At 60.9% G+C, this 12,679-nt stretch carries 9 protein-coding genes; 4 read left to right on the forward strand and 5 right to left on the reverse strand.

Annotation, left to right across the window (positions count from 1 at the left end):
• Window positions 1-119 precede the first annotated feature (119 nt).
• Together QMX98_RS25620 and QMX98_RS25625 are read right to left on the reverse strand one after the other, a co-directional pair.
• Window positions 120-695 carry an ANTAR domain-containing protein gene (locus tag QMX98_RS25620; protein WP_008146285.1) on the reverse strand — a complete coding sequence of 192 codons (576 nt, stop codon included), beginning with the start codon at window positions 693-695 and terminating at the stop codon, window positions 120-122.
• 15 nt (window positions 696-710) lie between these two features.
• Entirely contained in the window at window positions 711-1,922 is a 1,212-nt protein-coding gene (locus tag QMX98_RS25625) for a CmpA/NrtA family ABC transporter substrate-binding protein (protein WP_010456499.1), read from the reverse strand.
• Window positions 1,923-2,153: 231 nt separating this feature from the next.
• On the opposite strand from QMX98_RS25625, the gene QMX98_RS25630 reads away from it, so the two are divergent.
• On the forward strand, window positions 2,154-3,173 hold the full coding sequence (locus QMX98_RS25630) for a quinone-dependent dihydroorotate dehydrogenase (RefSeq protein ID WP_083377282.1): 1,020 nt from the start codon (window positions 2,154-2,156) through the stop codon (window positions 3,171-3,173).
• 314 nt (window positions 3,174-3,487) lie between these two features.
• On the opposite strand, the gene QMX98_RS25635 is transcribed toward QMX98_RS25630, so the two are convergent.
• Complete coding sequence (locus QMX98_RS25635) at window positions 3,488-3,703, reverse strand: ribosome modulation factor (protein ID WP_003223300.1); 216 nt, start codon at window positions 3,701-3,703, stop codon at window positions 3,488-3,490.
• A gap of 529 nt (window positions 3,704-4,232) precedes the next feature.
• Here QMX98_RS25635 and rlmKL point away from each other — a divergent pair.
• Entirely contained in the window at window positions 4,233-6,509 is a 2,277-nt protein-coding gene (gene rlmKL / locus QMX98_RS25640) for a bifunctional 23S rRNA (guanine(2069)-N(7))-methyltransferase RlmK/23S rRNA (guanine(2445)-N(2))-methyltransferase RlmL (protein ID WP_282411557.1), read from the forward strand.
• Window positions 6,510-6,650: 141 nt separating this feature from the next.
• Window positions 6,651-9,053, forward strand: coding sequence for a diguanylate cyclase (locus QMX98_RS25645; RefSeq protein ID WP_083376062.1), 2,403 nt, complete (start codon window positions 6,651-6,653; stop codon window positions 9,051-9,053).
• 134 nt (window positions 9,054-9,187) lie between these two features.
• Here the strand turns inward: QMX98_RS25645 and dacB are convergent, their stop codons facing one another.
• Window positions 9,188-10,648, reverse strand: a complete 1,461-nt coding sequence (dacB, locus tag QMX98_RS25650; protein ID WP_010456483.1) for a D-alanyl-D-alanine carboxypeptidase/D-alanyl-D-alanine-endopeptidase — start codon at window positions 10,646-10,648, stop codon at window positions 9,188-9,190.
• Window positions 10,649-10,882: 234 nt separating this feature from the next.
• On the opposite strand from dacB, the gene QMX98_RS25655 reads away from it, so the two are divergent.
• Window positions 10,883-11,227: a YggL family protein gene (locus QMX98_RS25655; RefSeq protein WP_007896965.1), complete on the forward strand. Its 345-nt coding sequence runs from the start codon at window positions 10,883-10,885 to the stop codon at window positions 11,225-11,227.
• Between the two features lie 93 nt (window positions 11,228-11,320).
• Here the strand turns inward: QMX98_RS25655 and QMX98_RS25660 are convergent, their stop codons facing one another.
• A complete protein-coding gene (locus QMX98_RS25660; RefSeq protein ID WP_282411558.1) occupies window positions 11,321-12,511 on the reverse strand; it encodes a benzoate/H(+) symporter BenE family transporter in 1,191 nt (396 codons plus the stop codon).
• Window positions 12,512-12,679 lie beyond the last annotated feature (168 nt).

Consider the following 12,679-nt stretch of genomic DNA (forward strand, 5'->3'; position numbering starts at 1 on the left):
GAGGGAGCTTGCTCCCGCTTGAGTGCGCAGCACTCACAAAATCGGTTAGGCTGCCGGGTTTTTTGGGCCCGCTTCGCAGCCCAGCGGGAGCAAGCTCCCTCGCCACAAAGGGTAAGAGGTCAGCCGAGCAATTCACTCATGGCAATAATCTGCTCCGCCACCTGAATCAGTTTCTGCTGCCGGCTCATGGCCTGGCGGCGCATGAGGGTGTAAGCCTCTTCCTCGTTGCAGTCCTTCATCTTCATCAACAGCCCCTTGGCCAGCTCGATGCGCTTGCGCTCGGCCAGTTGCTGGTCGCGGGCGTTGAGCTGGGCGCGCAGGGCCTGGTCGCTTTCAAAGCGCGCCATGGCCACGTCGAGAATCGGCTGCAAGCGTTGTGCGTGAATGCCTTCGACGATGTAGGCACTGACCCCGGACTTGATTGCCTGGCGCATCACATCGGGGTCATGTTCATCGGTAAACATCACAATCGGTCGCGGTTGGTCGCGGCTCACGAGCACCACTTGCTCCATCACATCGCGGCTGGGTGACTCGGTATCGATCAAAATCACATCCGGACGCACCGTTTCGACGCGCGCGGGCAGGTCGATGGTCAGGCCGGATTCGTCGATCACCTCGAACCCGGCTTCGGTCAGGGCTGCTTTCAGGCGACCGACTTTCTTCGCGGTGTCGTTGATCAGCAGGATACGCAACATATTCGCAGTCTCCTGTCAGCGGCTGGCGATTCGGTGCGAGCTTTCGCTCATGGCGTGCAGCTTGAAACTGCGGGCATAGCCGGTCGGGTCGGAGCCATCCCAGACTTTGCCGTCGATCAATTGGCTGCTGCGCATGTCCTCACCCTCGGCGGCAACACCGACTGCGCTGGCGGCCTCACGATACAAGTCTAGTTGCTGGACCTCACGGGCCACGCCGAGGTAATCCGGGTCGTCGCGCAACAAGCCCCAGCGGCGGAACTGGGTCATGAACCACATGCCATCGGACAAGTACGGCACGTTGACCTCACCGCCCGCATGGAAACGCAGCGCGTGCGGGTCCTGCCAGCGGTTGCCGAGGCCATCGGCGTAGTCGCCAAGCAAGCGCGGTTCGATGCAATCGAGCGGTGCATCAAGGTATTCGGGCGCGCTCAACAGCTTCGCGGTGCTGCGGCGGTTTTCGCTGCCGTCTTCAATGAAGCGGCTGGCTTCGAGGATCGCCATCACCAACGCCCGGGCGGTGTTGGGGTACTGCTCGACAAAGGCGCGAGTGCAGCCGAGGACTTTTTCCGGGTGATCGGGCCAGATGGTCTGGGTCGTTGCCATAGTGAACCCCAGATTCTGCTTCACCGCGCTGGCGGACCACGGTTCGCCGACGCAGAAACCGTCGATGCGTCCGGCTTGCAGGTGCGCGACCATCTGTGGCGGTGGCACCACCACGCTGTCGACGTCCTGCAACGGATGAATGCCCTGACTCGCGAGCCAGTAATACAGCCACATGGCGTGGGTGCCTGTCGGAAATGTCTGGGCGAAGGTCAATTTTGGGCGACTTTGGTGCACGTGCCGGTCCAGTGCTTCAGGACTGGTCACCCCCAAGGCCTGCAAGCCATGAGAAAGGTTGATGCTCTGGCCGTTCTGGTTCAGGCCCATGAGCACCGCCATGTCGGTCGGCGCCACGCCGCCGATGCCCAGGTGCACGGCGTAGATCAGGCCGTACAGGCTGTGGGCGGCGTCGAGTTCGCCGCTGACCAGCTTGTCCCGCAGGTTGGCCCAGGACGACTGGCGCTTGAGGTTCAGGGTCAGGCCGTAAGGCTGCGCGAAACCCTGCGTGGCCGCGACCACCACCGAGGCGCAGTCACTCAGGGCCATGAAGCCGAGGTTGATCTCAGTCTTTTCCGGGGCATCGCTGCCATTGACCCAGGCCAGTGGGCCCGCTGTGGTTTCATTCATGGTTAAACACCTTCCAAAAAAAAGCGTCGTACCGGGCTGCTTGCCAGGGCAAGGCCAAGTGACGACGCCTTTGTCTTTCGACTCATCCCGCCGTTGGCATGAGTGCTGATGTCAGTGAGGGTGCAAGGCATATGCCATCGTCCGCTGATTTTGTTGCGCGCCTCGCTTGCGGCACCGATGCCCGGCTATAATCGCCGCCTCATTTCGCCGCCATTCGAGTCAAAACCGCCCATGTACACCCTGGCCCGTCAGCTGTTGTTCAAACTTTCCCCGGAAACCTCCCACGATCTGTCCCTGGACCTGATCGGCGCGGGCGGGCGTTTGGGCCTCAACAGTCTGCTGTGCAAGGCGCCGGCGAAAATGCCGGTGAACGTCATGGGCCTGGAGTTTCCGAACCCCGTAGGTTTGGCGGCCGGTCTGGACAAGAACGGTGCGGCCATCGACGGGTTTGCCCAGCTGGGTTTCGGCTTTGTCGAAATCGGCACCATCACCCCGCGTCCGCAGCCGGGTAACCCCAAGCCACGGATTTTCCGTCTGCCGGACGCCGAGGCGATCATCAACCGCATGGGGTTCAACAACCTCGGCGTCGATCACCTGCTGGCACGCGTGGCGGCGGCCAAGTACAAGGGCGTGCTGGGCATCAACATCGGCAAGAACTTCGATACGCCGGTTGAGCGTGCGGTCGACGATTATCTGATCTGCCTGGACAAGGTCTACGCCCACGCCAGTTACGTGACGGTCAACGTCAGCTCGCCGAACACCCCGGGCCTGCGCAGTCTGCAATTCGGCGATTCGCTCAAGCAATTGCTGGCTGATCTGGCGACCCGTCGCGCGGAACTGGCCCTGCGCCACGGTAAACATGTACCGCTGGCGATCAAGATCGCGCCGGACATGACCGATGAAGAAACCGCTCAGGTCGCGCAAGCGCTGATCGAAACAGGGATGGACGCAGTGATTGCCACCAACACCACCCTGAGCCGTGTGGGCGTTGAAGGCATGGAGCATGGTGATGAGGCGGGCGGTCTGTCCGGCGCACCGGTTCGCGACAAGAGCACCCACACCGTGAAGGTATTGGCGGCGGAACTGGCGGGTCGCTTGCCAATCATCGCCGTGGGCGGCATCACCGAAGGCAAGCATGCGGCTGAGAAAATCACTGCGGGTGCTAGCCTGGTGCAGCTCTATTCCGGCTTCATCTACAAAGGCCCGGCGCTGATTCGCGAGTCCGTCGACGCCATCGCGGCGCTGCGCTGAAGGGCTGAGCAGGTCCTGGCGCTGAGGTTTTCTGTGGCGAGGGAGCTTGCTCCCGCTCGGCTGCGAAGCAGTCGTAAACCCCGCAACCGCGTTTTACCTGACACTCCGAGTTGTGACTGGTTCTGGGGCCGCTTCGCAGCCCAGCGGGAGCAAGCACCCTCGCCACAAAAGCAGTGTTCAGATTCCAGGTAATTGGCGGGCATAAAAAAGGGCTCCTCGAAGGAGCCCCTGGGCCGGAGCCCGCCGCCCGGATGGGGCGTGCGTGGTAAGTCGTTACGTAATCAGATTGTCGTGTCGGAGTGTTGTGCCCTGTGTTAGCCGACGGCGTGAAGTTCGTTGAGTCTGTGGATTCCCGCAGTGCCGGTCATACCGTCCCAGTTGTCGCCGCGTCCTTCTCGCCAGCCGTTAATCCAGGCTTGGCGTACCGACGGTAGAGTAAATGGGCAAAGCTCACGGGATTTGCCACCAACGCCATATTGATATCCGCGCAAAAATGCTCTTTCCAACGGATCACGCTTAAGTCTTCTCATAGGGTGTTGCCCTCACTTGTTGACTGTATTTATCGCGTCGACCTCAATTGAGGTCTGGCAGAAAAACTCCTGCCGTTGGGGCTCGCTGCCGGCGTCGCGAGCCAAGGTGTTGACGTCGTTGCGGCGTCAACCTGTGTTGAGTTCTAACCAATGCGTCACATCGAGGGAATGATCGTTTTGTCATAAGAACGTAACCATAAAGATGCAACGGCCATAAGTAACTCGATGTTTGTCCCGTGTTTCTTGGTCAAAGCCCTGTATGATCGGCCCCCCACAGAATGATGGAGTTAATCCTTTGTGAGAATGGCTCCTGTTAAGCAGGACGATTATTCGACGAAGGGTCGACTTATGACATTTTGTTGCATCAACTTTTTTATCTGCCTGTGCATCTAAGCTCTTCTAACCTGAGCAGCACAGGTGGGACGGCACACCTTCGTGCCACGCGGGCGCTCTTTTAGAAAAGCGCCTGATTGAAAACCGGGCCGGCAATGCGTTGCCGGTTCACTTAGCTAAAGGCTCTGAGATTCCAATGTCCGATCAATTCGAAATCTTCCTCACTTGTCCCAAAGGCCTTGAAGGCCTGCTGATCGAGGAAGCCGTCGGGCTTGGCCTTGAAGAAGCACGTGAGCACACCTCTGCCGTGCGCGGCATGGCCACCATGGAAACCGCTTATCGCCTGTGCCTGTGGTCGCGTCTGGCGAACCGGGTGCTGCTGGTGCTCAAGCGTTTCCCGATGAAGGACGCCGAAGACCTGTACCACGGCGTACTCGACATCGAGTGGCAAGACCACATGCTCAATGACGGCACCCTGGCCGTCGAGTTCAGCGGCCACGGCTCGGGCATCGACAATACGCACTTCGGCGCCCTGAAAGTCAAAGACGCCATCGTCGACAAACTGCGCACTCCGCAGGGCGATCGTCCGTCCATCGACAAGCTCAACCCGGACCTGCGCATTCACCTGCGCCTGGACCGTGGCGAAGCGATTCTCTCCCTCGACCTCTCCGGTCACAGCCTGCACCAGCGCGGTTATCGTTTGCAGCAGGGCGCGGCGCCGCTGAAGGAAAACCTCGCGGCCGCGATCCTGATCCGTTCCGGCTGGCCACGCATTGCGGCCGAAGGCGGCGCACTGGCTGACCCGATGTGCGGTGTTGGTACGTTCCTCGTCGAAGCGGCGATGATCGCCGCCGACATGGCGCCGAACCTGCGTCGCGAACAGTGGGGCTTCACCGCCTGGCTCGGCCACGTGCCGGCGCTGTGGAAAAAGCTCCACGAAGAAGCCACCGAGCGCGCCGCCGCCGGCCTGGCCAAGCCACCGCTGTGGATTCGCGGTTACGAAGCCGATCCGCGCCTGATTCAACCGGGCCGCAACAACGTCGAACGTGCGGGCCTGAGCGAGTGGATCAAGATCTACCAGGGCGAAGTCGGCACGTTCGAGCCACGTCCGGACCAGAACCAGAAAGGTCTGGTGATCTGCAACCCGCCATATGGCGAGCGTCTGGGCGACGAGGCGAGCCTGCTCTACCTCTACCAGAACCTTGGCGAGCGTCTGCGTCAGGCCTGCCTGAACTGGGAAGCGGCGGTGTTCACCGGCGCGCCGGACCTGGGCAAGCGCATGGGCATCCGCAGCCACAAACAGTATTCGTTCTGGAACGGCGCTTTGCCGTGCAAATTGCTGCTGATCAAAGTCACGCCGGACCAGTTCGTCACCGGCGAGCGTCGCACCCCGGAACAGCGTCAGGTCGAGCGCGAACAAGTTCAAGCCGAAGTCGAAGTCGCCGACGACGACGTAGCGCCGGGCAAATACGAGAAGTACAACAAGAACGGCAACCCGATCAAACCGGCCCCGGTAGTGATCGAGCAACCGCGCTTGAGCGAAGGCGGGCAGATGTTCGCCAACCGCCTGCAAAAGAACCTCAAGGCGTTGGGCAAGTGGGTCAAGCGCGAGGGCATTGATTGCTACCGCGTCTACGATGCCGACATGCCGGAATATTCCATGGCCATCGACCTGTATCACGATTGGGTCCACGTCCAGGAATACGCTGCGCCGAAGTCCATCGACCCGGAAAAAGCCTCGGCGCGCATGTTCGATGCCCTGGCGGCGATTCCGCAGGCCTTGAACATCGACAAGAGCCGCGTGGTGGTCAAGCGCCGCGAGCGTCAGAGCGGCACCAAGCAATACGAACGCCAAGCGGCCCAAGGCAAGTTTGTCGAGGTCAACGAAGGCGGCGTGAAGCTGCTGGTCAACCTCACCGACTACCTCGACACCGGACTGTTCCTCGACCACCGCCCAATGCGTATGCGCATCCAGAAAGAGGCGGCCGGCAAGCGCTTCCTCAACCTGTATTGCTACACCGCGACCGCCAGCGTTCACGCGGCCAAGGGCGGCGCGCGCAGCACTACCAGCGTAGACCTGTCGAAAACCTACCTGGACTGGGCGCGTCGCAACCTGTCACTGAACGGTTTCTCCGACAAGAACCGTCTGGAGCAGGGTGACGTGATGGCGTGGCTCGATGCCTGCCGAGACGAGTACGACCTGATCTTCATCGACCCGCCGACGTTCTCCAACTCCAAGCGCATGGAAGGGATCTTCGACGTGCAGCGCGATCAGGTGCAGTTGATCGACCTGGCCATGGCGCGCCTGGCGCCCGGTGGCGTGTTGTACTTCTCCAACAACTTCCGCAAGTTCACGCTCGAGGAAAACCTCAGCGCGCGTTATGCCGTTGAAGAAATCACCGCCCAGACCATCGATCCGGATTTCGCCCGTAATGGCAAGATCCACCGAGCCTGGAAAATCACGGCTCGTTGACACTTGCAGGGATTGGATCCACAGAGCCTTGATTTTAAAGGCTCTTGGCTTCTTTCTGTGCTGGTCAAATTGATGGCTAATAGCTATAACTCAACGCATGGCCAATGGGCTTTCCCGCACCTGGCGTTTTGAGTTGCGTTTATGTCGTTGCACGCCGTGCGCCCCAAGATCCTGGGTTTTATCAGTGAAGATGTGTCGGCCTGGTTGGTCGCGCTGCTGGTATTGCTCGTCGGTGGGGTTCTCACTGGATTGCTGGCCTGGTCGACGCTGAATCTGTATCACCATCAATTACGGCAACGTTTCCAGCTGCTCGCCAGCGAACGTTACAGCCGCATCGAAGAACGTTTCGAAGATCAGGAGCAGCGCCTCGACGGCCTGCGCCGGTTCTTCGCCAATTCCGAGTCAGTCTCCCGCGCGGAGTTCGACGGTTACACCCAACCGCTGCTGCACCGCACGCAGGCGTATTCATTCGCGGCGCGGGTCACCCGTGCCGAGCGGGCGGCGTTCGAGCGCAAGGTGCGTGAAGAAGACGGTTTGAGCGACTTCACTCTGCGTGAGCTCAATGCCGAGGGCCAGCTGCAATTGGCTGCCGAGCGGGATGAATACGTGGCGGTGCGCTACAGCCAGACCCGAAGCCGACTCGGCTCGCCGCTGGGGTACGACTTGTTTGCCCAGCCGTTACGCCGCGCCACCCTTGATCGGGCGGACAAACTGGGCAGCATGGCCGTCTCGCAGCCGATGCATCTGGTCGGCATCGAGCCGGCGTATGCGCGTGGCGTGCTGCTGGTGGCGCCGGTGAAGCGTCAGCGCGATGCGGCGACGGCGGACATGAAACCCTACGGATATGTCATGGCCGTGATCAGCATGCGCCAGTTGCTGGCGGACGGGTTGCCGGAGGCCAGTTATGACTATCTCTCCGTACGCATCCTCGATCTGTCCACCGACGATCAGCACGAAGTGCTTTACGAGTCCTCTAACCCGCCTGCGCCCAGTGAATTGTCCGCGACACGCCTGTTGCGTATGGCCGACCACGATTATCAAGTCGATATCCTGCCCAGCGAAGCCTTTCTGAAAGCCAACCATTCCTCGGTGACCAGCCTGGTGGTGCTCGGTGGCTTGCTCAGTGTGCTGCTCAGTGCGTTGCTCTACGTGCTGGTCAGCCAACGCCAGCGCGCACTGAAAATGGTCGAGCAGCGCACCCAGGAGCTGCACGCCCGCGAGCAGGAATTGCGCGGCACTCACGGTCAGTTGCGCGGCGTGCTGGATGCTGCGACGCAAGTGGCGATCATCGCCACCGACCTGCGAGGTGTCATCAACACCTTCAACGCCGGGGCCGAGCAAATGCTGGGGTACTCCAGCGCTGAAGTGGTGGGGCGCATGACCCTGGAAAACCTTCACTTTCCCCGAGAGCTGGTCGCACGCTCGGCGGAATTGAGTGCGCGCTATGGCAAGCCGATTCCGACCTGCCAGGCGATGTTGGTCGAAGGTGGAGAAGAGGGCGGTCATGAAGCGCGGGAGTGGACGCTGGTCCGTCAGGACGGCAGCCATTTGACCGTGAACATGCTCGCGACCCCGGTGCTCGACGAGCAAGGCCTGTGGGTCGGGCATCTGGCGATCTGCATCGACATCACCGAACGCAAGCGTGTCCACGAGGCCCTGGCCGCCCGAGACCTGTTGCTGAAAAAGCTCAGCGCCCATGTGCCCGGTGGCATTTATCAATTCAAGATGGAATTCGACGGCCGTTTCAGTGTGATCTACGCCAGCGACGGGATTCGCGAGATCTATGAACTCGAGCCGGACGTTTTGCTGCTCAACGCCGAAGCGATTTTCACGCGGATTCATCCCCAGGACACAACCCGCGTTCGCGACTCGATACGCGCATCGGCGAATACGCTCAGCCCGTGGCGCGAGGAGTACCGGGTACAACTGCCGCAGCGCGGTCTGCGCTGGGTTCGCGGCGAGGCGACCCCGGAGGAACTGCCGGGCGGCGGCGTGCTCTGGCATGGCTACATCTCGGACATTTCCGACCTGAAGCGGGTGGAAGAAGAACTGCGGGCGCTGTCGATCACCGACTCCCTGACCGGAATTCACAACCGCCGTTACTTTCAAGAGCGCCTGACCACCGAAATGGCCCGGGTCGAGCGCGGGGGTGGCGAGTTGTCGGTGATCATGCTCGACATCGACCACTTCAAGCGCATCAATGACCAGCATGGCCACGCCGTGGGTGATCGGGTGTTGCAGGCCGTGTGCGAGCGCATCGGCCATCGTCTGCGACGTACCGACGTGTTCTGCCGCCTGGGTGGCGAGGAATTCATGGTGCTGTGCCCGGACATCGGCGGCGAACAGGCCCACGTGCTGGCCTTGCAACTGTGGCAAGCCTTGCGCAGTTCACCGATCGAAGGCGTCGGGGTCGTGACCGCGAGTTTCGGGATCGCCAGTTGGCGAGTCGGGGAGGGCGCGGATGCGCTGTTGCTGCGGGCGGATTCTGGGGTTTATGCAGCGAAGCAGGCGGGACGGGATCGCGTTGAAGCAGAGATGAACTAAGCCTTCATGCTGACCCCTGTGGGCGTGAGCCTGCTCGCGATGGCGGTCTGTCAGTCACATCATTGCTGGATGTGCCGCCGTCATCGCGAGCAGGCTCGTTCCTGCATTGGATCTGTGGTGTCGTGTAGATCGGGTCAGAGCACCGAAGCCGTTTCCGGCACTTTCGGCTGGCGATACAGGTCCAGCAGCACCTGATCCAGCACCGACGATGCGCCAAACGGGGCCTTGTCGTTGAGGATCGCCACCACCGCCCAGGTGTTGCCGTTGACGTCACGGCTGTAACCGGAGATCGCGCGCACGGTGTTCAGGGTGCCGGTCTTGACGTGAGCTTCGCCGCGCATTGCCGTGGTTTTCAGGCGTTTACGCATGGTGCCGTCGGTGCCAGCAATCGGCATCGAGCTGATGAACTCGGCGGAGTAGGGACTGCGCCACGCAGCTTGCAGCATCGCCGCCATTTCACGAGCGCTCACGCGTTCGGCGCGAGACAGGCCGGAGCCGTTCTCCATCACCAGGTGCGGCGCGGTGATGCCTTTCTTCGCCAGCCACTGACGCACCACACGCTGGGCAGCCCTGGCGTCGTCACCGTCGGCGTCGGTGCGGAATTTCTGTCCCAGGCTCAGGAACAACTGCTGAGCCATGGTGTTGTTGCTGTATTTGTTGATGTCGCGAATGATTTCCGCCAGATCCGGCGAGTAGGCCCGGGCCAGCACCTTGGCGTTGCTCGGCGTTGGCGCCAGACGGTCCCTGCCCTGGATGCTGCCACCCAGTTCTTTCCAGATCGCCCGCACGGCACCCGCGGTATAGGTGGCGTGGTCAAGCAGCGACAGATAAGTCTGCGAGCTGCAGCCTTCGCCCAACTGACCGCCGACCGTCACAGTCACGCTGCCATCGGCCTGGGTCACCGGGTTGTAACGCACGCCACCGGTACATTGCTTGGAATTGACTGCTTTGACCTGGTTTTCAACTTTGATGCTGGCAATCGGCGGTTCCACCGACACCAGGACCCGGCCGTTGTCGTTGCGTGCCACGAAGCGCAAGGCCTTGAGGTTGACCATCAGCGAATCAGGCTTGACCAGGAACGGCTTGTTGTCGTCATTGCCATCGTCGTTGAATTCCGGCAGTTGCGGTTGCACGAAGAAGCCACGATCCAACACCAGGTCGCCGGTGATTTGCGTCACGCCGTTGGCGCGCAAATCACGCATCAGCAGCCAGAGCTTTTCCATGTTCAGTTTCGGATCGCCGCCACCCTTGAGGTAGAGGTTGCCGTTGAGGATGCCGCCGCTGAGGGTGCCGTCGGTGTAGAACTCGGTTTTCCACTGATGGTTCGGGCCGAGCATTTCCAGCGCCGCATAGGTGGTTACCAGCTTCATGGTCGAAGCCGGGTTGACCGAAACGTCAGCGTTGTAAATGGTCGGTGTACCCGGGCCGTTCAGCGGGATCATCACCAACGACAGGGCGTTGTCCGGAAGCTTGCTGGCCTTCAGGGCCTTTTCTACGTTGGGTGACAGACCGGTGTTGATGGTGGCGGCGGAAACGGAGAAGGCCAGAGGAAGAAGGAAGCCGGCCAGTAACAAGGGACGCAAAGATTTGATCATGTGAAATTGAACCCTGCATTCGAGGGGAAAAAAGGCGAGGGCATGAAGATAAATTCCCTCAGTGGTCATGAAAGTGTCGGCATTATGCCCCAAGGTGCAACGGCTTGTGCCTTGCCGTGGCCTTCTAATCCGCAATTTTTTTACCGACGGTCAGCGACGCGCCCCAGAGAGTCGGGCAATTAGCGGCTTAAACTGCTAAAGTGCCGCCCGTTATTACTTATGAGGATTGTTCCAATGGCGACTAACCGTTCCCAGCGTCTGCGCAAAAAACTGTGCGTCGATGAATTTCAAGAGCTGGGTTTCGAACTGAACCTGGATTTCAAAGAAGATTTGGCTGATGAAGCCATTGATGCTTTCCTCGACGCGTTCCTGAAAGAAGCCATGGAAGCCAACGGTCTGGGTTATGTTGGCGGCGACGACTTCGGTCTGGTTTGCCTGCAGAAGCGTGGCTCGGTGTCCGAAGAGCAGCGCGCTGCTGTTGAAGCCTGGCTCAAGGGCCGCAGCGAACTGACCGAAGCAACCGTCAGCCCGCTGATCGACGTCTGGTACCCGGAAAAGCCGATCAATCCGGTAGCTTGATGTCATGAAAAACGGCGACCCAAGGGTCGCCGTTTTTTTATGCCTGCTTTTTGCAGGTGCATGGCTTGGCCTGCGAAGTCGATGTCGGGTCCCTCAGCCCTTGCGCCAATTCAGAATCACCAGCGTCAACACCCCCGCGACAATCCCCCAGAACGCCGACCCAATGGAAAACAGCGTCAGCCCCGACGCCGTGACCATAAAGGTAATCAACGCCGCCTCCCGCTCTTTCACTTCGGTCATGGCAATGCTCAGGCCATTGATGATCGAGCCGAACAGTGCCAGCGCCGCAATCGACAGCACCAGCTCTTTAGGCAGCGCCGCGAACAACGCTGCCAGCGTTGCGCCGAACACCCCGGCAATCCCGTAGAAAATCCCGCACCAGACCGCAGCCGTGTAGCGCTTGTTGCGATCCTCATGGGCATGCGGCCCGGTGCAGATCGCCGCGCTGATGGCTGCCAGGTTGATCCCGTGGGAGCCGAAAGGCGCCAGCAGCAGCGAGGCGATGCCGGTGGTGGTGATCAATGGCGAGGCGGGCACGGTGTAGCCGTCGGCGCGCAATACCGCGATGCCGGGCATGTTCTGCGAAGTCATCGCCACCACAAACAACGGAATACCGATGCTGATGGTCGCGGCCAGGGAGAAGTGCGGCGTGGTCCAGGCCGGCGTTGCCACTTCCAGATGGAAACCGCTGAAGTCCAGCAGCCCCATGAACCCGGACAGCGCCGTGCCGATCAGCAACGCTGCGAGCACCGCGTAGCGAGGCGACAGGCGCTTGACCAGCAGATAAGTGAAGAACATTCCCAGCACCAGCCCGGTGCGATGCTGCGCGGCGACGAAGATTTCACTGCCAATCTTGAACAGAATCCCCGCCAGCAGGGCGGCGGCCAATGATGCCGGAATCTTTCTCACCAGCCGTTCGAAGCTGCCGGTCAGGCCGCAAATCGTCACCAGCACCGCGCACGTGATGTAGGCACCGATGGCCTCGCCGTAACTCACGCCGCCCAGGCTGGTGATCAGCAACGCCGCGCCGGGGGTCGACCAGGCGATGGTGATCGGCGTGCGATAACGCAGGGACAGGCCGATCGAGCACACCGCCATGCCAATCGAGATCGCCCAGATCCACGACGAAATCTGCCCGCTGGTCAGGCCCGCCGCTTGTCCGGCTTGAAACATCAGGACCAGGGAGCTGGTGTAGCCGGTCATCATCGCGATGAAGCCGGCGACAATCGCCGACGGTGACGTATCGGCCACGGGGCGAAGCTGCGTGTGCGTGGCGTCGTTCATGACAGCGGTGTTCCTTATGGCTAACGGTGACTTCAGCGTGGCTTTTGTGGCGAGGGAGCTTGCTCCCGCTCGGCGGCGAAGCCGTCGTAAACCCTGCTGACACGTTTTGATTGAAGCTGCGATCAGGTTGGTTTTGGGGCCGCTTCGCAGCCCAGCGGGAGCAAGCTC

This window comes from Pseudomonas sp. PS02303 (assembly GCF_029959925.1).
Classification (GTDB): domain Bacteria; phylum Pseudomonadota; class Gammaproteobacteria; order Pseudomonadales; family Pseudomonadaceae; genus Aquipseudomonas; species Aquipseudomonas mandelii.

Excerpts from the sequence above, each read along its gene's own strand:
- QMX98_RS25620 (WP_008146285.1), bottom strand. The coding sequence starts at position 695 with ATGTTGCGTATCCTGCTGATCAACGACACCGCGAAGAAAGTCGGTCGC.
- QMX98_RS25625 (WP_010456499.1), bottom strand. The coding sequence starts at position 1,922 with ATGAATGAAACCACAGCGGGCCCACTGGCCTGGGTCAATGGCAGCGAT.
- QMX98_RS25630 (WP_083377282.1), top strand. The coding sequence starts at position 2,154 with ATGTACACCCTGGCCCGTCAGCTGTTGTTCAAACTTTCCCCGGAAACC.
- QMX98_RS25635 (WP_003223300.1), bottom strand. The coding sequence starts at position 3,703 with ATGAGAAGACTTAAGCGTGATCCGTTGGAAAGAGCATTTTTGCGCGGA.
- rlmKL (WP_282411557.1), top strand. The coding sequence starts at position 4,233 with ATGTCCGATCAATTCGAAATCTTCCTCACTTGTCCCAAAGGCCTTGAA.
- QMX98_RS25645 (WP_083376062.1), top strand. The coding sequence starts at position 6,651 with ATGTCGTTGCACGCCGTGCGCCCCAAGATCCTGGGTTTTATCAGTGAA.
- dacB (WP_010456483.1), bottom strand. The coding sequence starts at position 10,648 with ATGATCAAATCTTTGCGTCCCTTGTTACTGGCCGGCTTCCTTCTTCCT.
- QMX98_RS25655 (WP_007896965.1), top strand. The coding sequence starts at position 10,883 with ATGGCGACTAACCGTTCCCAGCGTCTGCGCAAAAAACTGTGCGTCGAT.
- QMX98_RS25660 (WP_282411558.1), bottom strand. The coding sequence starts at position 12,511 with ATGAACGACGCCACGCACACGCAGCTTCGCCCCGTGGCCGATACGTCA.